At 73.6% G+C, this 22,239-nt stretch carries 21 protein-coding genes and 1 pseudogene; 12 read left to right on the forward strand and 10 right to left on the reverse strand.

Features of this window, described 5'->3' with window-relative positions:
• Positions 1 to 9: 9 nt before the first annotated feature.
• From ACZ6KO_RS33440 to ACZ6KO_RS33465, 6 genes are all read right to left on the reverse strand, one after another.
• On the reverse strand, positions 10 to 687 hold the full coding sequence (locus ACZ6KO_RS33440; protein WP_469307735.1) for a DUF998 domain-containing protein: 678 nt from the start codon (positions 685 to 687) through the stop codon (positions 10 to 12).
• A 137-nt stretch (positions 688 to 824) separates the two neighbouring features.
• A complete protein-coding gene (locus ACZ6KO_RS33445; RefSeq protein WP_469307736.1) occupies positions 825 to 3,116 on the reverse strand; it encodes a S9 family peptidase in 2,292 nt (763 codons plus the stop codon).
• Positions 3,117 to 3,188: 72 nt separating this feature from the next.
• A complete protein-coding gene (locus tag ACZ6KO_RS33450) occupies positions 3,189 to 3,860 on the reverse strand; it encodes a DUF4097 family beta strand repeat-containing protein (RefSeq protein ID WP_469307737.1) in 672 nt (223 codons plus the stop codon).
• Positions 3,861 to 4,043: 183 nt separating this feature from the next.
• A complete protein-coding gene (locus ACZ6KO_RS33455) occupies positions 4,044 to 5,033 on the reverse strand; it encodes an SDR family oxidoreductase (protein WP_469307738.1) in 990 nt (329 codons plus the stop codon).
• A 313-nt stretch (positions 5,034 to 5,346) separates the two neighbouring features.
• Entirely contained in the window at positions 5,347 to 5,868 is a 522-nt protein-coding gene (locus ACZ6KO_RS33460) for a hypothetical protein (protein WP_469307739.1), read from the reverse strand.
• A 100-nt stretch (positions 5,869 to 5,968) separates the two neighbouring features.
• The gene (locus ACZ6KO_RS33465; protein ID WP_469307740.1) at positions 5,969 to 6,487 is read right to left on the reverse strand and encodes a hypothetical protein; all 519 of its coding nucleotides are present in this window, start codon (positions 6,485 to 6,487) and stop codon (positions 5,969 to 5,971) included.
• A 146-nt stretch (positions 6,488 to 6,633) separates the two neighbouring features.
• Here ACZ6KO_RS33465 and ACZ6KO_RS33470 point away from each other — a divergent pair, with 146 nt between their 5' ends.
• From ACZ6KO_RS33470 to ACZ6KO_RS33500, 7 genes are all read left to right on the forward strand, one after another.
• On the forward strand, positions 6,634 to 7,317 hold the full coding sequence (locus ACZ6KO_RS33470; RefSeq protein WP_469307741.1) for a TetR/AcrR family transcriptional regulator C-terminal domain-containing protein: 684 nt from the start codon (positions 6,634 to 6,636) through the stop codon (positions 7,315 to 7,317).
• A gap of 233 nt (positions 7,318 to 7,550) precedes the next feature.
• Positions 7,551 to 8,069 carry a hypothetical protein gene (locus ACZ6KO_RS33475; RefSeq protein WP_469307742.1) on the forward strand — a complete coding sequence of 173 codons (519 nt, stop codon included), beginning with the start codon at positions 7,551 to 7,553 and terminating at the stop codon, positions 8,067 to 8,069.
• A gap of 108 nt (positions 8,070 to 8,177) precedes the next feature.
• Positions 8,178 to 9,020 carry a DUF4097 family beta strand repeat-containing protein gene (locus tag ACZ6KO_RS33480; RefSeq protein WP_469307743.1) on the forward strand — a complete coding sequence of 281 codons (843 nt, stop codon included), beginning with the start codon at positions 8,178 to 8,180 and terminating at the stop codon, positions 9,018 to 9,020.
• 104 nt (positions 9,021 to 9,124) lie between these two features.
• Positions 9,125 to 10,126 carry an ATP-binding cassette domain-containing protein gene (locus tag ACZ6KO_RS33485; RefSeq protein WP_469307744.1) on the forward strand — a complete coding sequence of 334 codons (1,002 nt, stop codon included), beginning with the start codon at positions 9,125 to 9,127 and terminating at the stop codon, positions 10,124 to 10,126.
• Positions 10,123 to 10,938 carry an ABC transporter permease gene (locus ACZ6KO_RS33490; RefSeq protein ID WP_469307745.1) on the forward strand — a complete coding sequence of 272 codons (816 nt, stop codon included), beginning with the start codon at positions 10,123 to 10,125 and terminating at the stop codon, positions 10,936 to 10,938. Before ACZ6KO_RS33485 ends, ACZ6KO_RS33490 begins: the two co-directional genes overlap by 4 nt.
• 88 nt (positions 10,939 to 11,026) lie before the next feature.
• On the forward strand, positions 11,027 to 11,908 hold the full coding sequence (locus ACZ6KO_RS33495) for an alpha/beta hydrolase (RefSeq protein ID WP_469307746.1): 882 nt from the start codon (positions 11,027 to 11,029) through the stop codon (positions 11,906 to 11,908).
• Between the two features lie 353 nt (positions 11,909 to 12,261).
• Entirely contained in the window at positions 12,262 to 13,305 is a 1,044-nt protein-coding gene (locus ACZ6KO_RS33500) for a helix-turn-helix domain-containing protein (RefSeq protein WP_469307747.1), read from the forward strand.
• Positions 13,306 to 13,340: 35 nt separating this feature from the next.
• Here the strand turns inward: ACZ6KO_RS33500 and ACZ6KO_RS33505 are convergent, their stop codons facing one another.
• Positions 13,341 to 14,705: a serine hydrolase domain-containing protein gene (locus ACZ6KO_RS33505; RefSeq protein WP_469307748.1), complete on the reverse strand. Its 1,365-nt coding sequence runs from the start codon at positions 14,703 to 14,705 to the stop codon at positions 13,341 to 13,343.
• A 212-nt stretch (positions 14,706 to 14,917) separates the two neighbouring features.
• On the opposite strand from ACZ6KO_RS33505, the gene ACZ6KO_RS33510 reads away from it, so the two are divergent.
• Positions 14,918 to 15,292 (forward strand): hypothetical protein, encoded by a 375-nt coding sequence (locus tag ACZ6KO_RS33510; RefSeq protein WP_469307749.1) that lies wholly within the window; start codon positions 14,918 to 14,920, stop codon positions 15,290 to 15,292.
• On the opposite strand, the gene ACZ6KO_RS33515 is transcribed toward ACZ6KO_RS33510, so the two are convergent.
• On the reverse strand, positions 15,276 to 16,634 hold the full coding sequence (locus ACZ6KO_RS33515) for an MFS transporter (RefSeq protein WP_469307750.1): 1,359 nt from the start codon (positions 16,632 to 16,634) through the stop codon (positions 15,276 to 15,278). The genes ACZ6KO_RS33510 and ACZ6KO_RS33515 overlap by 17 nt on opposite strands.
• A 42-nt stretch (positions 16,635 to 16,676) precedes the next feature.
• Between ACZ6KO_RS33515 and ACZ6KO_RS33520 the strand changes: the two genes are divergently transcribed.
• Positions 16,677 to 17,747 (forward strand): ArsR/SmtB family transcription factor, encoded by a 1,071-nt coding sequence (locus ACZ6KO_RS33520; protein ID WP_469307751.1) that lies wholly within the window; start codon positions 16,677 to 16,679, stop codon positions 17,745 to 17,747.
• Between the two features lie 70 nt (positions 17,748 to 17,817).
• Positions 17,818 to 18,279: pseudogene (locus tag ACZ6KO_RS33525) on the forward strand (sigma factor-like helix-turn-helix DNA-binding protein); the annotation flags it as partial.
• Here ACZ6KO_RS33525 and ACZ6KO_RS33530 read toward each other — a convergent pair.
• Positions 18,248 to 19,249 (reverse strand): EamA family transporter, encoded by a 1,002-nt coding sequence (locus tag ACZ6KO_RS33530; RefSeq protein WP_469307752.1) that lies wholly within the window; start codon positions 19,247 to 19,249, stop codon positions 18,248 to 18,250. The pseudogene ACZ6KO_RS33525 and the gene ACZ6KO_RS33530 sit on opposite strands and share 32 nt — an antisense overlap.
• Before the next feature lie 70 nt (positions 19,250 to 19,319).
• Between ACZ6KO_RS33530 and ACZ6KO_RS33535 the strand changes: the two genes are divergently transcribed.
• Positions 19,320 to 20,180: a LysR family transcriptional regulator gene (locus ACZ6KO_RS33535; RefSeq protein ID WP_469307753.1), complete on the forward strand. Its 861-nt coding sequence runs from the start codon at positions 19,320 to 19,322 to the stop codon at positions 20,178 to 20,180.
• Positions 20,181 to 20,188: 8 nt separating this feature from the next.
• On the opposite strand, the gene ACZ6KO_RS33540 is transcribed toward ACZ6KO_RS33535, so the two are convergent.
• On the reverse strand, positions 20,189 to 21,364 hold the full coding sequence (locus tag ACZ6KO_RS33540) for a serine hydrolase domain-containing protein (RefSeq protein WP_469307754.1): 1,176 nt from the start codon (positions 21,362 to 21,364) through the stop codon (positions 20,189 to 20,191).
• A 146-nt stretch (positions 21,365 to 21,510) separates the two neighbouring features.
• Here ACZ6KO_RS33540 and ACZ6KO_RS33545 point away from each other — a divergent pair, with 146 nt between their 5' ends.
• Positions 21,511 to 22,239: a MerR family transcriptional regulator gene (locus ACZ6KO_RS33545; RefSeq protein WP_469307755.1), complete on the forward strand. Its 729-nt coding sequence runs from the start codon at positions 21,511 to 21,513 to the stop codon at positions 22,237 to 22,239.

Here is a 22,239-nt window from a genome sequence, read left to right on the forward strand (position 1 = left end):
GCTCGGTGATCAGGTGTTGGCCGGATCCGTGAGCAGGCGGGCCGCCAGTGCGGCGAGCCAGGCCAGGCCCAGCCCCGCGCCGGCGGTGAAGGCCAGGACGGTCACGGAGGAGCCGGCGAATCCGGCGAGGACGCCGAGGGGGACGAGGCGGGAGGCCGTGGCCCAGCCGCGATGCCCCCGGGCGGCGAGCGGGCGGGCCAGGACGAGGAAAGCGGCACTCAGGGCGAGGTAGCCGATCATTCCGCTGATCATGTGCGCGGCGCCGTGCGCGCTGAGCTGCGTGGTCTCGGGGGTGCCCGCGGGGAAGCCGGCGCCGGGGTCGGCGGAGAAGACGGCGGCGGCCAGGAACGAGGCGGCGAACACGCCGACGAGGGCGGGCCCCCAGATCGCGCCCGGTCCGCCGCGCAGCGCCCGGCGCAGGCCGGCCGCGCCCGCGGCGAGGAGGGCTCCGGTGAGCAGGAAGTTCGCCGTCTGGATCCAGCCCGCCTCCCCGAGCGCGAGCTGGCTGATCGCGTTGCGGGTGAGGTCGAAGCCGTCGCGCGTGAGGGCCTGGACGAGTCCCGCGGCGAGGAACAGCGGGCCCGCGGTCACCGCGCCGGTCAGCAGGATCCTCGTCGCCCGGGGTGCCGGGCCCGGCAGGGACGGGCTCGTGCGGGGGGCCGGCGGGGCGTCGAGTGTGCGGGGCATTCGTTTCCCTCCTCGTGCGCCGCCCCCGGGGCGGGGGTGTACGGCGCTTCGGTGTCGTCGAGGGGTAGACCGGGGCGGGGGCGTGAACTCATCGGTCTCGCGGGCACGTTCTTCCGGCGGCCGCCGGAAGGGCGCGGTCAGGCGAACAGGTCGGCGAGCATGTCGGGGCTGATGGTGATGGGGGCGGGACGGTGGGCGGGGGGCTCGGTGCCCATCAGTTCGCGCACGAGGAAGTCCCAGCAGCGGCCGCGGACGTAGGCCAGGCAGTCGATGAAGGTGTGTTCCGCTCCGGGCACGATGAGCAGCTCGAAGTCCTTGTCGGCGGCGATGAGCCGGTCGGCCAGGCGGAGGGTGTGCTGGGGGTGGACCTGGTCGTCCAGCTCTCCGTGGATCAGCAGGAGCTTGCCCGCGAGGTGGCCGGCGAGGTCCACGCTGGAGGTGCGCTTCCAGGCGTCGGGGTTGCCGGGGCCGTCGTAGGTCTCCACGAAGCCGGGGTTGAAGGTGGGGGCGTCGTGCGAGCCGGAGAGGGCGACGCCGGCCTGGTAGACGTCGGGGTGGTCGAGCATCGCGCGGGCCGCGGCGAAGCCGCCTCCGGAGTGGCCGAAGACGCCCACCCGGTCCAGGTCCATCCACGGCCGGGTCCGGGCCAGTTGGTGGAGGGCGGCGACGTGGTCCTCGAGGTTGCCCGCGTCGGCCAGGTGGCCGTACGAGGCGTCGTGGAAGGCCTTGTCCCGGCCGGGGGTGCCGCGTCCGTCCAGCGCCAGTACGACGAAGCCGAGCGCGGCGAGGGGTTCGGCGTCCATGCCCATCCCGCCGGGGTCGAAGCCGGGGGCGACCCGGTTGACCTGCGGGCCGGGGTAGAGGTTGTCCACCACCGGGTAGCGGCGTGCCGGGTCGAAGCCGCGCGGTCGGTGGAGCACCCCGTACAGGTCCGTCACGCCGTCGGCCGCCTTGACGCGGATCCGCTCCGGCGGGGTCCAGCCGGTGGCCGTGAGCCGGGTGGTGTCCGCGCGCTCCAGTTCGACCAGTACCGTGCCGTTCCAGTCGCGGACGCTGGTCACGGGAGGGGTGTCGACGGTGGAGGCGGAGTCGATGAAGTAGTGGCCGTGGTGGGGGTGGAGGTCGGGGAGGGTGGGGGTGTGGTCCAGGTCGTCCTCGGTGAGCCTGGCGAAGCCGGAGCCGTCCAGGGCCACCCGGCACACCGTGCGCCGGTAGGGGTCCTCCCCGACCAGCCCGGAGGCGGTGAAGTACACCATGCGCTCGGCCTCGTCGACGCGCAGGATCCGGCGTACGGCCCACGGGCCGGAGGTGACCTGCCCGAGCAGCTCGCCGGTGTGCAGGTCGTACCGGTACAGGTGGCCCCAGCCGTCCCGCTGCGAGTACCACAGCACCTCGTCGGCCAGGATCTTGATGATCGGCGGTTCGAACAGCCACTGGTTGGGCTCCACGCGGGTGGGGCCGCTCTCGCTGAGGACGGTGGTGACCTCGCCGGTGGCGGCGTCGAGGCGGTGGAGGGTGAGCGTGCGCGGGTCGCGGGGGCGGGCGAGGTAGTACACCGCCGAGCTGTCCTCGGCCCACCAGGCCCACTGGGCGGTGATCGGCGAGAACTGGGTCATGAGCAGCGGCTCGGCCTGCGCGCGGACCACGGTGCCCGTGGCGACGTCCAGCACGACCAACTCGGCCCGGGGCAGCCGCTCGTCCCCGGGGTGGGCGTACCGCTGGGTGTGCAGGACCGGGGCGCCGCCGTCGGCGGGCATGGCCTGGACGAGGTGGGTCTGCCGGACCTCACGCTCGTCGGTCCGGTGCGCCAGCACCTTCGTCGAGTCGGGCGACCAGGCGACGGCGGGCGGCAGGTGGGGCAGGCCGAGCTTGCGCAGCAGGGTGGTGTTGCCGGTGGCGTCCGGTCCCGGGCCGTAGCCGTGGTCGGGCTCGCCGTCGGTGGTCAGGGGCCAGGTGCGGCCGTCGTCGGACAGTGAGCGGGCGAAGAGGTCGTGGCCGTGTCGGAAGACGGCGGTCTTCCGGTCGGGAGAGGGCACCTCCAGCGGGTTGCCCGGGGGGACGAACTCGGCCCGCTCGCAGGCGTAGTCGTCCAGGTGGCAGCGCCAGTACGTGCCGAAGGCGTCGAACTCGACGGTGTTCCCGGTCAGTTCTATCGCCGTGACCGGCAGGAACTCGGGGTCCGCCTGCTGCCCGGAGGCGGCGGACAGCGCGGCGGCGAGCCGGGGGTGGTCGAAGGCCGGCTCGCGGGTGCCCGCCGCCGGGTCGACCAGGACGAAGCGCTTGCCGGCTCCGTTGCTCACCGCGTACCAGAACCGGGCGCCCCCCTCGATCCAGTGCGGCCTGACCCGGTCACCGACGACCAGCTCGCCGGGGCGGGCGGGGCGCCGCAGCAGCCGCTCCGCGGCCTGGTAGTCCTCGAGGGTGCTCATGTGGTGCTGCTCCTTCTGGGGGTGGGGGGTTCGGGGGGGGGAGGGGTGAGGGTCGAGTGGGGGGCGGGTGCGTCAGAGGCTGCGGGCGGTGATGTCGCCGTAGGACGTGGTGGCCCGGATGGTGAGGCCGGCGGCGGCGCCGTCGGTGTTCACGAGCGCGTTGTGGATCCGGCCGTAGGCGGTGCCGGCGTCCAGGGAGGCGGAGACGCCGCGGGCGGCGGCGACCGAGATCTCGCCGGCCTCGGTGCGCAGCACGACCGTGCCGCGCATGGCCTCCGCGATACGGATGTCGCCCTTCTGGATGTCGATCTGCGCGGGGCCGCCCAGGCGGCCGATGGTGACGTCGCCCGCGGCGAGGGTGACGTGGGCGCCCTCGGTCTCGTCGAGCTTGACCGTGCCCTGCGCGCCCTCCAGGGTGACGTCGCCGAGCCGTCCGACGCCGCGGAACTCGGCACTGGCGGCCTTGGCCCGGACGTGGGAGCCGGCGGGCATCTGGATGGTGATCTCGACGGAGCCGGAGTCGCCCAGGACCCGGTTCTCGGCGGGCGCGGAGCCGACGTGCAGGACGCCGTCGGCGCAGGCGACCGTGACCCGCTCCGCAGCCTTCACGTCGCGGCTCTTGGAGGCATCGGCCGGCAGGACCTCGACGGTGGTGTCGGCCCGGTCGGCGGCGATGAAGCGGATACGGCCGGCGGGGATGTCCAGAACGGCCGAGACCGGGGCGGGGGTGGTGAACGTGTGCATCGTGCTCTCCTTCGAGGCGGTGTTTCCGACATGGGAAAAGCTACGTTGCGTTCGAAAGCCCGGCAACTCATTCGTTGCGTGGGATTTATATATGCGCAGGTCAGATCCGAGAAATCGTTGCAACTGGTGTTGTAATTAACGCAACGCTTGCGATGAATTCGTTGCAATGATTGAGAGTGAACGCTACCGCTGTTCGGCGGGGCGGCGGAACGCGTCGATGTTCTCGCCCACCCAGTCGTCGTACGTGCGCGGTGGGCGGCCGGTGATGTCCTGTACGGAAGGCCGCTGTTCGAGCGTCCACCGGAGGAGCTCGGCGTACCGGGCGCCGTACTCCTCGAGGGCGTACAGCGTCACGTCGATCGCTCCGTCGGGCCAGCCGCGGCGTCGCCAGACCGCCCGGCTCTGGCCGGGCGCCAGTTCGACCGTTTCGATGTCGCGGCCGAGAGCGGCGGCGAGGCTCCGCACGCGTGAACGCGTACTCAACGGCGGGCCCACCGCCTCGACGACCGTCCCGGTGCGGACGTCGCCGGTCAGGGCCGCGGCCGCGACGGCGGCGAGGTCCTCCTCGTGGATGAAGGGGTAGTGGCCCCGGTCGAGGAAGGCCTCCCGGACCACCCCTTCGGCGCGGACGGTTTCGGACCAGTCGGACCCCGTCGCCGGGTAGGTCCCTTCGATGACGGAACCCATCACGGCCGACGGGCGGATGTGCGTCCAGGCGAGGCCCGAGCGCTCCACCGCCTTCTCGATCGCCAGCCAGAACCAGGTCTCCGGCGGGTACGCCGCCTCGTACTCCGGCCCGTGGGACGACAGCACCACGACCCGGGTGGCGCCGCCTTCGCGCGCGAGGGTCAGGGCGTCCTCGACCGTCGACGGATGGGCGCCGGCGAGGAACAGGGGCCCGGCACCGTCGAAGGCCCGGGCGCACTCCAGCGGGCGGGTGATGGAGCCTTCGACGACGTCGACGGCGTCGGGCCAGTCGTGGAGCTGGTCCGCCTCGGCGATCACCCGTACGCGGCGGCCCTTGGCGAGCAGGTGTCGCGCCAGACACCTGCCGACGATCCCGGTCGGGCTGCTGCCTTCCTCCTTGCGCGGGCTGACGGCGGTCAGCAGGCAGACGCCGTCGGATATCGGGGACGCGGGCGTGGGCGTCCCGTGCTGCTCGAACCGTTTCACGGCAAGACCTTTCGACGCGTGAGCGGAGATCTTGCACCTGCCCGGGCACCGGACGGTCCCTGCCGCACCGGCGGCTGCGGGATCGAGGCTGCGGATCGAGGGCGGGAATGCTACCAGGGGTGCGGGCGGGCCCAGTTGAGGCCGGGCGGTGGTCGCGGCGGGTGCTGGTCGCGGCCGGGTGCCGGTCGCGGAACGGCCCCGCTCCCCCGGCCAGCTCCGCCGGACGATGGTTCGTCGGGCGGGGATCGCCGGGGGAGCGGGGCCTACGGGGCGCAGCGGGCGTACGGGGCCTACGGGTTGGCACGGCGACGGCTCAGAGCCAGAGCAGGACCAGCACGAGGGCGGATCCGAGGGTGGCGAGGGTGAATCGGGTCAGGACCACGGGGCGGAGCCAGGCGGGGAAGGCGGTGTTGGCGGCGGCGATGAGGGCGGGGGCGTCGACGGTGTGCAGGGCGGGGTCGGCGGAGCGGGCGAACGCGGCGCGGGTGTAGGCGGTGGAGAAGACCTGGCCGGCGGTGATGAAGCCGACGCCGAGGAGGACGACCGGCTCGACGATCCAGGAGAGCAGGCGGCCGGTGGGGTTCGCGGTGAGGTTGAGGACTCCGAGCACGGTGAGGATGACGCCGATGCTCAGGGCGAGGACGAGCTCCCAGGGCTTCTCGCGGAAGGCGATGCCGTGGCGGGCGAGGACCGAGGGGCTGTGGCCCTGGCGGCGGATCTCGGCCTCGGCGGCGTCCTGCGAGGCGCCGCCCCGGAACCAGGCGACGACGGGGATGACGAAGAAGGTGCCGGCGAGCAGGAGCTGGAGGGTGGCGACGAGGGCGATGGAGTTCACGGTGGGGCCTTTCGGGCGGGGTGGGACGGGTGAGGTGAGTGGTGCGGGTGGGGTGAGTGGTGCGGGTGGGGTGTGCGGGGCCGAGGGTGCGGGGCGGGGGTCAGGCGAGGGCGGCGGCGGTCAGGGCGAGGGCGGAGCCGGCGAAGACGACGGTGTGCCGGACGTTCTGGAGGATCCGGGTCCAGGCAGGGAAGGCGCCCTCGGCGGCCTGGAGGAAGGCGGGGACGTCGACCCGGGCCAGCTCGGGGTCGCCCTTGCGGCGGAAGGCGGCCTGCACGGACTTCACGGCGCCGAGCTGGCTCTGCAGGATCAGGATGTTCGCCAGGAACGCGATCGTGGAGAAGACCCAGGTCAAGGTGGTTCCGAGGGGGTTGCCGGCCAGGTTGAGGGCGGCGGTTGCCAGGCTGGCGGCAGCGAAGGAGCCCGGGGCCCACCACTCGTGGCCGCTGGCGTCGAAGCGGAGCTTGTTCTCCTCCAGGACGGCGGGGCGAATGCCCTGGCGCCGCAGCTCGGTGACCGCGGCGGCCTTGGCGACGGCGCCGAAGCGGTGGCGCAGGAGCGGGATGGAGGCGAAGGCGGTGGCGACGAGGATCTGGGCGACGGCGGCGAGCGTGTTCACGGGGTTTCTCCTTCTCGAGGTTCGGCCGACCGGCTTTCACTAAGTTCAAGTCCCGACATCGAGAACTGTAGACCCAGACTTGAACACTGTGCAAGTGGTCTCTCGAACTTTGTACAAGTCGGCTCTCGGTGACCTATCGTGAGCGCATGCCACGTGACACGCTGACCCGCGAACAGATCGTCCGTACCGCCGTCGAGCTGCTCGACACCGAAGGCCTGGAAGGCCTCAACATGCGCGCCCTGGGCAAGCGGCTGAACTCGGCCGCCACGGCCGTCTACTGGCACGTCAAGAACAAGGACGACCTGCTGACGCTCGCCGGGGACCAGGTCTGGGACGAGGTCGGGCTGCCCGACCCGGACACGGCCGGCTGGCGCGCCGCCGCCACCGCCATGGCGCACGACCTGTACGCGATGTTCACCCGCCACCCCTGGCTGGTGCAGGCCTTCGCCACCCACCTCTTCCACGGCGCCGGCAAGGCCCGCCACGACGACCACTGCATCGCCGTCTACGAGCGGGCCGGCTTCGTCGGTCCGCAGGCCGACCGGGCCGTCGCCGCGGTCTTCACGTACGTCCTCGGCAATGCCGCGCCCGCCGCGGCCACCGCCTCGCTCACCCGCCGGATCGAACGCGACGGCGGCGACCCCGAGGAGGTGTTCGGGGCCGTGATGAAGGAGGCCGTCGAGGCCGCCTCGCACTTCCCGCGCCTGCGGGCCCGGATCGACGCGACCACCGACACCGGGTACGCCGAGGCGCCCGACGACACCTTCGACTTCGGCCTCCAGTCCCTCCTGGACGGCCTGGAGGCCCGCCTGCCGGAGGCGGACGGCTGACCGCCGACCGGTCGCAGGGGCGGGGGGTGGCGCGGGGTGGCGTCATGTGGCGCCACGAGGTGCCAGCGGGTGCCATGACGGGTCTTTCTCGGGGTGAGGGTGGGGGTGGTGCCATCACGCGGCGGGCGGACTGGCTTGCGTTTTCGCAGGTCACGCGCCGTCGCGGGGCACGGCGCCCGGTTGGATGCCCTCCGGGGTTGCACATGGCGCCATAGTGGTGCCATGATGACGTCATGGACCTCACCCCGTACGTCGAACACCTCCACCGCGAACTTGCGGTGGCCGCCGAGGCCGGCGGCGACGCGGCCCGCGAGCTGGCCGAACGACTCACCGCTCCCCTGGAGTCGGCGACCCGGCTGACCATGCTCAACGTGCTCTCCGCCGCCATGGACGAGATCACTCGCGAGCTCGCCCCCGGCTCCGTCGACGTACGGCTGCGTGGGCTCGACCCCGACTTCGTGGTGACCCTGCCGCCCGCCGAGGCCGGTGTCCACCGGGAGCCGGACGCGCCCGTCGAACCGCTGCCGGCGCCGGTCCCGGCCGATGGCGACGAAGGTGGCACCGCCCGCGTCAACCTGCGGCTGCCGGCCCACCTGAAGGCGCGCGCCGAGGAGGCCGCCGGCCGCGAGGGCCTGTCGGTCAACGCGTGGCTGGTGCGTGCCGTGGCGGCCGCCGTCGACGGTGGCGGCCGGCCGCGGACGGCCGAGAAGGCCCAGAGCGTCGGAACGAGCTTCACGGGGTGGGTGCGCTAGCCCCCCCCGGCCCCGCGCCATCGCACGTCGCGGGTCGCACCACACACGTCACCCACACCACGTCCCACCAGCGGGGACGGCCCCAGGACTCACGAGGACGGGACAGCCATGCCTTCTTTCGACACCCCCGGAACGATCGCGGTCACGGCCCGCGTGGAGGCCGGTTCCATTCAGTTCACCGCCAACGACCGCCTCGACACCGTCGTCGAGGTACGGCCCCGCAACCCGCAGAAGGACCTGGACGTACGGGCGGCCGACCAGACCGAGGTCACCTGCGTGAACGGCGTGCTGACGATCCGTACGCCCAAGTCCAACCTGTTCGGCCGCACCGGCGTCGTGGACGTGTCGGTCGACCTGCCCACCGGCTCCCGCATCGGTGTGACCGGCGCCTGGACCCAGGTGCTCGGCGAGGGGCGGCTCGGTGAGGTCCAGGTGAAGACCTCGTCCGGTGACGTCCGCCTCGACGAGACCGGCCCCCTGAAGCTGACCGCCGCGCACGGGTCGATCACCGTGGACCGCGTCGAGGGCCCGGCCGAGATCACCACCAGCTCCGGCAGCCTGCGCGTCGGTGTCGTCACCGGCTCGGCCGTCCTGAAGAACTCGCACGGCGGCACGACCGTCGACGCCGTGACCGGCGAGCTGCGGGTGAGCGGCGCCCACGGCGACATCGAGATCCGGCGCGCCGAGGACTCGGTCACCGCCACCACCGCCCACGGCACCCTGCGCGTGAGCGATGTGGCCCGGGGCACCGTCCAGTTGGAGACCTCGTACGGCGCCATCGACGTCGGTGTCCGCGCGGGCACGGCCGCCTGGCTCGACGTCAGCGCCGGCTCCGGACAGGTGCGCAACGCGCTCACCGAGTCGGGGGCCCCCGAGGGTGCCGAGGACAGCGTCAAGATCCTCGCCCGCACCCGGCACGGCAACATCGACATCCGGCGCGCCAGGGTCTGACCGTCCGCCGGGCCGCCGGGCCGCCGGGCCGCCGAGCGGCCCGGCTCCCGCTCCCCCTCTCGCCCCTCCCCCCGTCAACGTCACCCCTTCCACGGGAGAGCCCCATGCCTTCTTCTGTCATGTCCATGCCGCAATGGGCGGACGGCCGGCCGGCGCAGGACGCCGTCTCCGCCGCCGGTCTGCGCAAGTCGTACGGCGACAAGACCGTCCTCGACGGCGTCGACCTGCGGATCCCGGCCGGATCGGTCTTCGCGCTGCTGGGACCGAACGGCGCGGGCAAGACCACCGTCGTGAAGATCCTGTCCACGCTCATCTCCGCCGACGGCGGCCAGGCCCGGGTCGCGGGCCATGACATCGCCACGGCCGCGGACGCGGTGCGCGGCGCGATCGGGGTCACCGGGCAGTTCTCCGCCGTCGACGGGCTGATCACCGGTGAGGAGAACATGCTCCTCATGGCGGACCTGCACCACCTGTCCAAGAGCGAGGGCCGGCGGACCGCCGCCGAACTGCTGGAGCGCTTCGACCTCGTGGAGGCCGCAAAGAAGCCGGCCTCCACCTACTCCGGCGGCATGAAGCGCCGCCTCGACATCGCCATGACGCTGGTCGGGAACCCCCGGATCATCTTCCTCGACGAGCCGACCACCGGCCTGGACCCGCGCAGCCGCCACAACATGTGGCAGATCATCCGCGAGCTGGTCACGGGCGGCGTCACCGTCTTCCTCACGACGCAGTACCTGGAGGAGGCCGACCAGCTCGCCGACCGGATCGCCGTCCTCGACAACGGCAGGATCGCGGCCGAGGGCAGCGCCGAGGAGCTGAAGCGGCTGGTCCCCGGCGGTCACGTCCGGCTCCGCTTCTCCGACCCGGCCGCCTATCAGAACGCCGCCTTCAGCCTCGGCGAGGCCGCCCGGGACGACGAGGCGCTCTCCCTGCAGATCCCCAGCGACGGCAGCCAGCGCGAGCTGCGCTCCATCCTCGACTGGCTGGACGCCGCCGGAGTCGAGGCGGACGAGCTGACCGTGCACACCCCCGACCTCGACGACGTGTTCTTCGCCCTCACCAGCGGCACCGGCCGCCCCGACTCGAAAGGTACGGCTGTCCGATGAGCGCCCCCGCCGCCACCGCCCGCCCGTCCCGGTTCTCCCTCGCCGTACGGGACTCCTCCACGATGCTGCGCCGCAATCTCCTGCACGCGCGGCGCTACCCGTCCCTCACCCTGAACCTGCTGCTGACGCCGATCGTCATGCTGCTGCTCTTCGTCTACGTCTTCGGTGACGTGATGAGCGCGGGCATGGGCGGCGGCGCCGACCGCTCGGCGTACATCGCCTACGTCGTACCGGGCATCCTGATGATGACCATCGGCGGCACCGTGGTGGGCACCGCGGTGTCGGTCTCCAACGACATGACCGAGGGCATCATCGCCCGCTTCCGCACGATGGCGATCCACCGCGGTTCCGTGCTCATCGGGCACGTCATCGGCAGCGTGCTGCAGGCGGTCGCCAGCGTGGCCCTCGTCGGTGCCGTCGCCGTGGCCATCGGCTTCCGGGCCACGGACGCCACGGCCCTGGAGTGGCTGGCGGCGTTCGGGCTGATGGCCCTGGTCGCCCTGGCGCTGACCTGGATCGCGGTCGGGATGGGCATGGTCAGCCCGAACGCGGAGGCGGCCAGCAACAACGCACTGCCGCTGATCGTGCTGCCGCTCATCTCGAGCGCGTTCGTCCCGGTCGACGCGATGCCGGGCTGGTTCCAGCCGATCGCCGAGTACCAGCCGTTCACACCGGCCATCGAGACCCTGCGCGGGCTGCTGCTCGGCACGGAGATCGGGCACAACGGATGGCTCGCGGTGGGCTGGTGCGTGGCGCTGTCCGTGCTCGGCTACTTCTGGTCCAAGGCCACGTTCGACCGCGATCCGAAGTAGGGGCGGCGCGATCCGCCGACTCGGCGCGATGCACTGATGATCTTCATATCGGTAGGGTGACGGCGATCGAGACATCCCGGCGCCAGGAATGAGCAGACACATGCAACCGACGTTCGTACTGGTCCACGGAGCGTTCGCGAACTCCTTCTCGCTGGCGCCCCTGCAGGCCGAACTCGGCCTCCTGGGACACCGTTCGGTCGCCGTCGACCTGCCGGGGCACGGCTTCGGGGCGACGTACACCCGGGCCTACCAGACCCCGCAGGATCCGGCGGAGCTCGCGACGGCGCCCGGTGCGATCAAGGGGGTGACGCTCGCGGACAACGCCGCCCACCTGATCGGGGTCCTGGAGCGGGCCAAGCGCAACGGTCCGGTCGTCCTCGTCTCCCACAGCCGGGGCGGCGTGACGGCGACGGCCGCGGCCAACGCGCGGCCGGATCTGATCGACCGCATCGTGTACGTGTCGGCGTGGTGCCCGGTGGACCTCCCGGTCGGCGACTACTACGCCGAGCCGGAGATGGCCACGGTCGACGCCGCTGCCCTGATGGGGGCGCTGGCGGGCGACCCCGCCGAACTCGGCCTGCTGCGCGTCAATTTCCGCACGGCGGACCCGGACGTGCTCGCCTCGTTCAAGGCGGCGTTCCTGGCGGACGGCACCGACGAGGAGTTCCTGACCTTCCTGAACACCTTCCAGCCCGACGAGAACCTGGACGCCGGCACCTCGGACGACCGGGCGCAGGCGGCGACCTGGGGGCGGATCCCGAAGACGTACGTGCGGCTGACCGACGACGCGAGCCTGCCGCTCGCCCTGCAGGACCGGCTGATCCGGGAGGGCGACGCGCTGACGCCGGAGAACCCGTACGACGTGCGCACGCTCGGGGGCAGCCACCTGAAGTGGCTGGTGGACCCGGCGCCGGCGGCGCGGCTGCTGGCCGGCCTCGCGGGGACGGGCGGTACGGGTACGGACGGCTGATCGTCCGCTCGTCCGCGCGTCCGCCGCGGGCGTGGTGGCGGCCCGGGACCACAGGAGATGTGGTCCCGGGCCGCTTCGTCGTCCCTGCCGCGGCGGGAGTTCCGCGCGCACCGCTCCCCCGCGGCGCACGCGCTTCGCTCCCGTGCCGCTTCCCGTGGACGCCGGCTCAGGTGCACCACGCTAGGGCCGCGCGGGCCGGCCGGCCCCTGGCCGTACGCGCCAGGCGGAGGACCATCCGCGCCATCGGGTGGGTCGATCGCGTCGTCGGGGGGACTCTTGGCGCCATGGTCGGGGCACTCCGCGCCGAGTCCGGTGATCATCTGGTCATTTCCGCTGGTCTATGCTCTGCCCCCGTGGTATCGCAAGCACAAGCGCACCGGGGAACGAACTCCGCCGCCCTCACCCGTCTGAGCGTCAACGCCGCCCGGATGCTCGGCGTCCCGGCGGGCGGGTACGCCCAGCTCCTGGGCGTGGCCCCGGAGCACCTGGACGACGACCGGTACCGGACCCCGGCGGCCACGGCCAATCGCATCGCGGAACTGACGACCGGTCACGCCCACTGGAGCGAGCTGGCCCTGGTGCTGGCCCAGCAGCCGGGCATCGGCACTCTGGGGGTCTGGGACTACCTGATCACCTCCGCGCGCACGCCGCTCGAAGGGATCCGGGACGCCGCGGCCTACCTCGCCACCGTCGTCGACCCCGCCACGGACACGCTGCACATCTCGGAGGACGGCGGGCAGGTCACCGTCACCCACCACAACCGGGCCGACGTCGCCCACGAGGCGGCCAACGCCATCCGCGCCGGCGCCCTCGGCATCTACCAGCGGCGGCTGAGCGACGCCGCGCAGCGTCACCTCGTGCCCGTCCGCGTCACCCTGACGGCCCGGGCGCCCCGGCGGCTGGGCACGCTCACGGAGCTGTACGGCACCCGGGCCATCGCGTTCGAGGCGCCCGCCAGCTCCGTCACCTTCCTCGCCGCCGACCTGAGGGCGCCGGCGCCGCGCGCCCAGCCGGGCCTGTCGGCCGTCCTGCGCAGCCACGCGGAGCAGAGCCTGGCCACCGCGATCCCGCTGCACAACTGGCTGGACCTCTTCCGTACGGCCCTGGCGTCCGTCCACGACGCGGCCGCGCCCACCCTGCCCGCCGTGGCGCAGCGCATGAACCTCAGTACGCGCACCCTCCAGCGCCGCCTCGACGAACACGCCACCACCTGGAGCCACGAGGTCGAGACCGTGCGCCGCGCGCACGTCACCCGGCTGCTGCGCACCACCGAGCTCGGCATCGACGCGATCGCCGCCCGCAGCGGCTACGCCGACGCCCGCGCCCTGCGCCGCGCGGTCCAGCGGTGGTACGGCACCACGCCCCACGCGTTGCGGCAGGCTCCTGAGGGAGGTTGAACCCGTCCCGGCGCGGTGGTCCGGTGGTCCGGCGGTCAGGGGCGGCGGGGGAAGAGGCGGCCGGCCAGGTCGACGCCGGTGACGGTGCCGTGCGCGTCACGGGTGAAGAAGCCGCGCTGGCCCTGGAGTCCGCCGTCGGTGACGATGTACTCGTCGCCGTCGCCGGGCAGGAACCCGATGGTGGCCGCGGGGTAGTCCTGCGGCATCTCGACGTCCGACGCCGCCCGGATCTCCGGCTTGATGCCGACCGCGAGGGTGAGGCGCTCCCCGTCCGTGGCGATGTCGAGGTTCATGACGTCGATCTCGTAGCGGCCGCCGACCTCCCGCGCGCGGGCCGCGTCGTACGGGACGGGCTCGGGGTCGCGGTCGACGACGCCGAGGTAGTGCTCCAGGGCCCAGCGGACGACGGACTGGTTGAAGGTGTAGCCGTCCGGGCCGGCGTTGGCCAGGCTGACGACGGCGAAGTTCCGCTCGGGCACGATGAGGATCTCGGAGAACTGGCCGTTGCCCGATCCGCCCTGCCCGATCGTGCGGACGCCGTCGATCTCGCGCAGGAACCAGCAGATGCCGAGGCCGTCGCCGAGCGAGCTGGCGCGCAGTTCGACCGTCTGCTCGCGCATGCGGTGCAGGGCCTCGGTGGGCAGGGCGCCGTCGCCGGTGCCCAGGTGGAACCGGGCCCAGCGCAGCAGGTCGGCGGCCGTGGAGACGGCGCCGCCGCCGGGGTTGTTGCCGCGCTGGCCGGCGGGGTACGCCTTCCACGGCGTCGCGGGGCTCAGGGTGCCGTCCTCGGCGCTGTTGTAGCCCACGGCGAACGCGCGGACCATGACGTCGTCGTGGTCGAAGAAGGTGTTCGACAGGCCCGCGGGTTCGAGGACCAGCTGGGTCACGGCCTTCTCGTACGGCAGGCCGGTGACCTTCTCGACGACGTACCCGGCGAGGTTGTAGCCGGCCTGGCTGTACGAGGCGCGGGTGCCGGGCTCGGCGACGAGTTTCAGTGCGTCCATCTTCGCGACGAAGCTCGCGAGCGAGCCGTCCCCGTCGGTGTCGAGGAGGTTCCAGTCCAGGCCCGCGGTGTGGTTGAGGAGGTTCATCACGGTGATGCGCCGCGTGGCCGTCTCGTCGGCGAGGGCGAGCTCGGGAACGTAGTGGTGCACCGGCGCGTCCAGGTCGACCTTCCCCTCCGCGGCCAGGCGCACCAGGGCGGTGGCGGTGATGGTCTTGGTGGCGGAGGCGATGGGGAACAGCGTGTTCTCGTCCACCGGCCGGGGGTGCTCGATGCTGGTCACGCCGTGGGAGGCGTAGTGCTCCTGACCGTCGGTCAGGACGGCGACGGAAACGCCCGGGATGCCGAACTGCTGGGCGGTGGCGGCGACATGGGCGGCCAGGTCTTCGTACGACATGGTGATGGGCTCCTCGGGAGGGGTGGGCCGGGTCGGCGGCCGGCTGGCCGCCGACCCGGTCTTGAACTAAGTACAAGTGGAGCGTAGAGGGCGGTTGAACTAAGTGCAATGGGATATTGCACTTAGTTCAGGAGGCTGGGGGTGAGGGAGCGGGTTACCGTCGCGTCAGCACACGTGTCAGCACACGCGTGAGGACGGCCGAGGGAGTGGCGATGACGTGGACGGAAGGGCAGCGGGTGAAGCTGGCGGCCGACACCCGGCTGACCGATCCGGTCGAGGTGTCGGGGCTGGTGATGGGGTTCCTGTCGCTGGCCGAGGGCACGGAGGGGACGGTCGAGCGGGTGGTGGAGCACCACCGGGCGAGCGAGGGCGTCCGCGAGTACGAGCGGCTGGGGTCCCTGCTCGACGCCTACGGCCGCGACATGCCCCCGGGGAGCAGGAAGCAACTGGAGGAGCAGGTCGCCGCTCTGGAACCCGAGTGGCGCGCCTTCCGGGAACGGGGGCCGCGCGTGACGGTGCGCGTGCGGTTCGACAACGGGTTCATCCTCGACGGGGCGGACGAGGAGGTGTTCACCGCGGCCCGCTGACCGGGCGTTCCGCCCGCCGGCTGCCGTGGGCGTCCGGCGTGGGGCGGGGCTCGGGGCCGCGCTCGGGGCCGCGCTCGGGGCAGGGCTCGGGGCGGGGCCCGGGGCGGGGGCGGCGACGGGTGAGGTGGTGGGTGAGGGCCGGGGTGGCCAGGAGGGCGGTCAGAGTGCAGACCGCGGGCCAGCCGAAGGTGGTGTGGGCGTGGGCGCCGAGGAAGGAGCCCGCGGTGCCGCCGAGGTAGGAGCAGGTCATGTAGGCGGTGTTGAGCCGGCTGCGGGCGTCGGGGCGCAGGGCGTAGACGCGGGACTGGTTGGCGACCATGCCGCACTGCAGGGCGACGTCCAGCAGCAGGGTGCCCGCCACGAGGGCGGCGAGGCCCGCCGTGCCGCCGCGGGCGCCCAGGGCGAGGACCGCCGCCGAGAGCGGGACCGCCAGCAGTGAGACCAGGTTGACGGGGTCGGGGCCGTGCCGGTCGACGAGGCGGCCGGCGTAGGGGGTGCAGAGCATCGTGACCGCGCCGACCAGGGCGAGCAGTCCGACGGCCTGGGCTCCCAGGTGGTAGGCGGGGCCGGTGAGGAGCAGGGCCAGGCTGGTCCAGATCGCGGAGAAGCCCCCGAATACGGCTGCCTGGTAGAGGCAGGAGCGGCGCAGGCCCGGTTCCGCGCGCAGGAGGTGGAAGGGTTCGGTGAGGAAGGCGGCGTAGCGGGTGGCGGGTCGCGGGGCGGGGGGCGTGCGCGGGAGGGCGTACGCGAGGACCGCCGCGAAGGTGAGGGCGACCGCCGCGGCCACCAGGTACGGGGCGCGCCAGCCGAGCCACTCGCCGAGCGTGCCGCTGAACGTACGGGCGAGCAGCATGCCGCCGGTCGATCCGCTGAGCAGGGTGCCGAGCACCGACCCGCGGTGGTCGGGCGCGACCAGGCCGGCCGCCAGCGGGCCGATGATCTGGGCGGCCACCGTGGTCAGCCCGACCAGGGCGCTGGCCGCGACCAGGGGCGGGAGTGCAGGAGCGCAGCCGGCGGCCAGGAGGGCGAGGCCGGTGAGGGTGAGCAGGACGACCAGGAGCGAGCGGTGCCGGATGCGGTCGCCGAGGGGGACGAGCAGCACCATGCCGGCGGTGTAGCCGATCTGGGTGGCGGTCACGACGAGGGTGGCGGTGTCCGGGCGTACGCCGAGCCCGTCGGCGATGAGGGGGCCGATGGCCTGCGGGAAGTAGAGGTTGCCGACGGCGACGGCGCAGGTGAGGGAGAGGAGGAGGACCAGGCGGCGGCTCATCCGGCAGCCCTGCGGGAAGGCGATGAAGGGGACGGAGGGGACGAGGGTGTCGGCGGCATGGGGGAAGTTCACGGCAGCGGTGGCGCGCCGCCAATGGATGTAGCGTGCGGCTTAATGGTCAGGATCGAGCTGGGTGTCGAGGAGCTCGCGGACACGCGGTTCGCCGTATCGCCGCTGAGCGAGACGGTGCTGAGCCTGCGGGTGCTGCGCGATCCGGGGCTGTCGGCGCTGCACCTGCCGTGGCGGCGGTCCGTGCTCGCGACGCTGGAGGCGTGGGACGCGTACGACATGGGGCTGTTGATGTCCCTGGTGGCGGTGCGGCTGACGTTGCCGGACTTCGTGACGCCCCGGCCGACGCGGTTCGAGCCGGCGTTCGAGGAGGAGCTCGCGCTCGTACGGCGTACCCCGCCCGCGGTGGTGCGCCGCGACCTGCTGGCGGCGCACGCGCCGGAGCCGTTGCCCGCGCCGCTGCGGGCGGCCGTCGACGGCGATGACGCCGCCGCCGCCGCGCTCCGCGACCGCGTCTGCGAACTGCTCCGCCGGTACTGGGAGATCGCGGTGGGGCCGCTGTGGTCGCAGATCCGGCTCGTGGTCGAGGCCGACATGACGTACCGGGCGCGGCGGCTGGCCATGGGCGGGGCGCGGCTGCTGTTCGCCGACATCCATCCGCATCTGCGGTGGCACGACGGGGTGCTGCACGTCGACAAGAACCTGAGCTCGCACCGGGTGCGGGCGTCGGGGCGGGGGCTGTTGCTCGTCCCGTGCGTGTTCGCGCACAAGCCGGCGCCGCCGGTCGATCCGCAGGAGCCGCCGTCGCTGCTGTACCCGAGTCGTGGGGTGGCGACGCTGTGGGCGCCCGTGCCGGTCGCGGGCGACGGGCGGCGGCAGGGTACGGGGGCGGGGCTGGTTCCGCTGCTCGGCGCCGCGCGGGCCCGGCTGCTCGACCTGGTGGCGGAGCCACTGGCCACGGTCGAGCTCGCGCGGCGGCTGGGGGTCACGCCGAGCGCCGTCTCGCAGCACCTGCGGGTGCTGCACGCGGCGGGGCTGGTGACGCGGGCCCGGCACGGCCGGCAGGTGCTGTACCGGCGCAGCCCGCTCGGCGACCAGCTCGCCGCCGCGTCGGGGCCGGCACCCTCACCGACGCGGACCGGCGGCGGCTCTCCCCGCCGCGCGGCCGGCGGGTGAGAGCCGCGCCGGGTTCAGCCCCAGGTCCGGCCGGCCGGTTCCTTGATGGTGCGGTTGATCCGGTTGAAGACGCTCGGGCCGTGCCCGCCCGACGGTCCCCCTCGACGACCAGCTGTCCGGCCTCGCCGTGACGCTCGACGACGGTCCGGCTCCGGACGAGCTCGTGGCGCCGGGCGACTCGGTGGGCCTGGCGCTGTTGACGGTCCTGGACTCGCTGCGCCCCGACGAGCGCCTGGCGTTCGTGTTGCACGACGTGTTCGCCGTGCCCCACGGGGAGATCGGCACCATCCTCGGCAGGTCCGCCGACGCGACCAAGATGCTCACCAGCCGCGCCCGCAGGAAGGTGCAGGCCGCCCGGCGGACCGCGAGCGACCGGCGGCAGCGGCGCGAGGTGGTCGGGGCGTTCCTGGCCGCGGCCCGCGAGGGCCGGTTCGAACGGCTGCTGGAGGTTCTCCACCCCGAGGTGGAGCTCACCGTCCACACCCCCGGCGGACGGTTCGTCACGATCGGGGCGACCGAGGTCGCCGGCCGTCAGAGCGACCGCCCGGTGTGCCGGGGCGGGCGGTGCGGGACGCGCCCGTAGTGGCCGCGACGACCAGGGCGATCGCCGCGCACTGGAGGGGTGAGAGCGTCTGGTGCAGGACCAGGAAGCCCGCCAGGGCGGCGAGGGCCGGGGCCAGGGGGGTCAGGACCGCGAAGGTGGCGGGCGGGAGGCGGCGCAGGGCCAGGAGTTCCAGGGCGTAGGGCAGGCCCGAGGAGAGCACGGCGATCGCCAGGCCCAGGCCGAGGACGTCCGGCCGCAGCAGGGTGGTGCCGGCCGAGCCGATGCCGAGGGGGAGGGTCAGGGCAGCGGCCACGGCCAGGGCGACGGCCAGGCCGTCGAGGCCGGGGAAGCGGGCGCCCGCGCGGGCGCCCAGGACGATGTACGCCGCCCACAGGGCGCCCGCCGCGAGGGCGAAGCCGACGCCCGCGGGGTCGAGTCCGCCGAAGGCGAGGCCGTCGCCGCCGGCGCCGCCGCCGAGGAGGGCGACCCCGGCCAGGGCCAGGGCGGCCCAGAGCAGGCTGAGGGCGCGGCGGGCCATCACCACGGAGAGCAGGAGCGGGCCGAGGACCTCCAGGGTGACGGCCGGGCCCAGGGGGATCCGGTCGATGGCCTGGTAGAAGAGCAGGTTCATGCCTCCGAGGGCGAGGCCGAAGGCGACGGCCACGGACCAGTCCGTACGGCCGTGGCCGCGCAGCCGCGGGCGGCAGACCAGCAGCAGGAGCAGGGCCGCGAGGGTCACGCGCAGGGCGACGACGCCGAGGGCGCCGGCGCGCGGGAGGAGGAGGGCGGCGAGCGCGGAGCCGAACTGTCCCGAGACCATGCCCGCCAGGACCAGCGTGATTCCGGTGACGCGGCCGGCCGTGGGGCGGGGGGTGTCGGGCGGGAGGGTCGTGGGCTTCGGGGGCGCGGGGGCCGAGGTCGCGGGGGCCGAGGTCGCGGGCGGGGGCGGGGGTGTCATGGGATCGACGGTAGGGATGCGGGCGTACGGTGTGAAATGCCGTTTTGCTCACTGGTTATGCTTGGCAGGCATGACCATCGAGCTGCGGCACCTCAGGGCCTTCCTCGCCATCGCCGACGAGGGCACGATCACGCGGGCCGCGGCGCGGCTGCACACCGGCCAGCCCGCGGTGTCCCGTACGCTGCGCCAGCTGGAGACGCATCTGGGCGTGACCCTGGTCGACCGGTCCACGCACCACCTGGAGCTGACGGCGCAGGGCCGGACGTTCCGGGACAAGGCCGCCGCGGCCGTGGCCGCCGTCGACGCGGCGCTCGACCCGGGCGCGCTGACGGCGTGGCCGTTGCGGCTCGGGCATCCGTGGGCGGCGCTCGGGGACCACACCATCCCGCTGCTGCGGCGCTGGGACGAACGGCATCCCGGCGTTCCGCTCCAGCTGCGCCGGGTCGACGACCGTCTCGCCGGGCTCGCGCAGGGCGCGGTGGACGTGGCGCTGCTGCGCGGGCCGCTGGCGGAACCGGGTCTCGTCACGGTGCGGCTGCTGGAGGAGGAGCGGGTCGCCGTGGTGCCCGCCGGCAGCGAGCTCGCGGACAGGGAGTCGCTGACGCTGGCGGACATCGCGGCGTGGCCGGTGGCGCTGAACACGGTGGCGGGGACGACCACGCTGGACCTGTGGCCGCCGCACGCGCGCCCGGCGGCGACCATCGAGGTGACCAATACGGACGAGTGGCTCACCGCCATCGCCGTGGGCCGGGCGGTGGGCATCTCGACGGCGGCGACGCCGCGGATGCACACGCATCCGGCAATCGCCTACCGGCCGTTGACCGACGCGCCGCCGGTGCCGGTCGTGCTGGCCTGGCGCGCCGGTCCGCCGGCGCACCCGGCGATCCCGGACCTGGTGGCCCTGGCACGGGCCGTGGTGGCCGGCGGTTAGTCGGGGGTTCAGGCGGTCGGGCAGAACTCGGTGCCGAGGAGGTCGGTGAAGGTGGCGATCGGGTCGTTCCAGTCGCCGTTGACGTTGACCGAGAGCACGCGGCGGCCGTCGCGGGTGCCGTACGTGAAGGTCCACGAGCCGTTGACGGCGCCGCCCATGCCCCAGACCGTCGCACCGCAATCGAGCCGTACCGAGGAGACGCCGAGGCCGTACGTGGTGCCGGGGATCCAGTTCTCGGTGGGCAGCATGGTGAACATCTCCTCCTGCTGGGCCGGCGGGAGGAGGCGTCCGCCCAGGAGCGCGCCGAAGAAGCGGTCGAGGTCGCCGGTGGTGGAGACGATGCCGCCGGCGGCCCAGCCCCAGGACGGGTTGAGTTCGGTCACGTCGTGGACGCCCGCGTCCGGGGCGCTCAGCATCAGCTTCGAGTAGTGGCGGCCGTGGGGGCCGTGGATCCCCGGGTCGTCGCCGCGCGGCAGGTACGTCGCCGTGAGGCCCAGCGGGCGGGTGATGCGCCGGGCGATGGCGTCGGCGAGCGGCCCGCCGGTCACCCGTTCGACGACCATTCCGGCGAGGATGTAGTTGGTGTTGGAGTACGCCCAGCGCGTGCCCGGCGCGAAGACGGGCGGGCGGGAGAGCGCGATCGCCACGAGGTCCTGCGGGCGGTAGCTGTCGAAGCGGTGCTCCAGGAACGGCAGGCCCACGCTGCGGGAGACGATGACCGGGTCCGTGACGTAGTCCGGGATGCCGCTGGTGTGCCCCAGCAGCTGGCGGACGGTCACGTCCGCGGGCGCCTCGGGGACCCAGGTGCGCACCGGGTCGTCGAGGGTCAGGCGGTGTTCGGCCACGAGTTGCAGCAGCACGGTGGCCGTGAACGTCTTGGTGGTGCTCCCGATGCGGAAACGGTCCCGCGGGTGGCGTTCGCGGCCGGTCGTGGTGTCGGCCACTCCCGCCGTACCGGTCCAGCGGTCGCGGCCGTCACGGAGCTCGGCGACGATGCCGGGCACTCCCCCGTCGGCCACGGCCCGGTCCAGCACGCGCTGGGCGGCCGCGTGGTCGGGGCGGGGCGTCGTCGCGGACGCGGTCGACGCGGACGCGGTGGGGGCGGCGACGGCGAGGGCGGTCAGGGCGGCGGCCGCGGCGGTGAGGGCGGCCCGGGTTCCCGCGGGGACGATTCGGTTGAGCATGATGGGGTCCTTGTCCGTGTGGTCCGTCGAGCACGGTCTCGTCGCCGTGTTCGTGAGGAGATCGTCCGGCCCTGACGCAGGGTCAAGGTCAAGCGGCTGCGGCCGACGAATGTGCGGGGGGACGTGCGGTGCTGACGATCGGCCAGGTGGCGACGTATCTCGGTGTGACGGTGCGGGCCGTCCGCCACTACCACCAGAAGGGGCTGCTGCCCGAGCCGGAGCGCGACGTCTCGGGCTACCGGCGCTACGGCGCCGACGCGATCGTCGCGCTGGTGCGGATCAGGACCCTGGCGGACGCCGGGGTGCCGCTGGCGCGCATCGAGGAGCTGATGCGCGCCCCGGCCGACGAGTTCGCGGTGTCGGTCGCCGCGATCGACGAGGAGCTGGTGGGCCAGGTCCGGGAGCTGGAGCGGCGCCGTGGCAGGATCGCCGAACTGTCCGCCGGGGACCGGATGTTCCTGCCGGAGGAGGTCGTGCTCCTGCTGGAGCGGCTGCGGGAGATGGGGCTCAGCCCGCAGAGCGTACGGACCGAGCGCGACACGTGGATCCTGCTGGCGGCCCAGCACCCCGACCAGGTGCCGGGGTGGGCGCGGCAGAAGCAGGCGTTGTTCGAGGACCCCGCCTTCCGGCGGCTGTACCTGACGGCCGACCGGGCGGCGGGCTGGGAGCGCGACGATCCGCGTCTGGAGCGGCTCGCGGACGAGGTGAACGCCTTCGGCGGGCTCCGGGCGCCGCAGGCGGACGCCGGCGCCGAACCCGTCCTGGCGCTCGACGCCCTCGTCGCGGTCACCCTCATGGCGGCGCAGACGGGCAGGCCGGTGCCGGCCTGGGAGCGGCTGATCGAACTGTGCCGCGCGCGGGCGACGCCCGGCTGA

This window comes from Streptomyces sp. NPDC042102, assembly GCF_055582305.1.

Excerpts from the sequence above, each read along its gene's own strand:
- ACZ6KO_RS33440 (WP_469307735.1), bottom strand. The coding sequence starts at position 687 with ATGCCCCGCACACTCGACGCCCCGCCGGCCCCCCGCACGAGCCCGTCC.
- ACZ6KO_RS33445 (WP_469307736.1), bottom strand. The coding sequence starts at position 3,116 with ATGAGCACCCTCGAGGACTACCAGGCCGCGGAGCGGCTGCTGCGGCGC.
- ACZ6KO_RS33450 (WP_469307737.1), bottom strand. The coding sequence starts at position 3,860 with ATGCACACGTTCACCACCCCCGCCCCGGTCTCGGCCGTTCTGGACATC.
- ACZ6KO_RS33470 (WP_469307741.1), top strand. The coding sequence starts at position 6,634 with ATGCCACGTGACACGCTGACCCGCGAACAGATCGTCCGTACCGCCGTC.
- ACZ6KO_RS33475 (WP_469307742.1), top strand. The coding sequence starts at position 7,551 with ATGGACCTCACCCCGTACGTCGAACACCTCCACCGCGAACTTGCGGTG.
- ACZ6KO_RS33480 (WP_469307743.1), top strand. The coding sequence starts at position 8,178 with ATGCCTTCTTTCGACACCCCCGGAACGATCGCGGTCACGGCCCGCGTG.
- ACZ6KO_RS33485 (WP_469307744.1), top strand. The coding sequence starts at position 9,125 with ATGCCTTCTTCTGTCATGTCCATGCCGCAATGGGCGGACGGCCGGCCG.
- ACZ6KO_RS33490 (WP_469307745.1), top strand. The coding sequence starts at position 10,123 with ATGAGCGCCCCCGCCGCCACCGCCCGCCCGTCCCGGTTCTCCCTCGCC.
- ACZ6KO_RS33495 (WP_469307746.1), top strand. The coding sequence starts at position 11,027 with ATGAGCAGACACATGCAACCGACGTTCGTACTGGTCCACGGAGCGTTC.
- ACZ6KO_RS33505 (WP_469307748.1), bottom strand. The coding sequence starts at position 14,705 with ATGTCGTACGAAGACCTGGCCGCCCATGTCGCCGCCACCGCCCAGCAG.
- ACZ6KO_RS33510 (WP_469307749.1), top strand. The coding sequence starts at position 14,918 with ATGACGTGGACGGAAGGGCAGCGGGTGAAGCTGGCGGCCGACACCCGG.
- ACZ6KO_RS33520 (WP_469307751.1), top strand. The coding sequence starts at position 16,677 with ATGGTCAGGATCGAGCTGGGTGTCGAGGAGCTCGCGGACACGCGGTTC.
- ACZ6KO_RS33530 (WP_469307752.1), bottom strand. The coding sequence starts at position 19,249 with ATGACACCCCCGCCCCCGCCCGCGACCTCGGCCCCCGCGACCTCGGCC.
- ACZ6KO_RS33535 (WP_469307753.1), top strand. The coding sequence starts at position 19,320 with ATGACCATCGAGCTGCGGCACCTCAGGGCCTTCCTCGCCATCGCCGAC.
- ACZ6KO_RS33540 (WP_469307754.1), bottom strand. The coding sequence starts at position 21,364 with ATGCTCAACCGAATCGTCCCCGCGGGAACCCGGGCCGCCCTCACCGCC.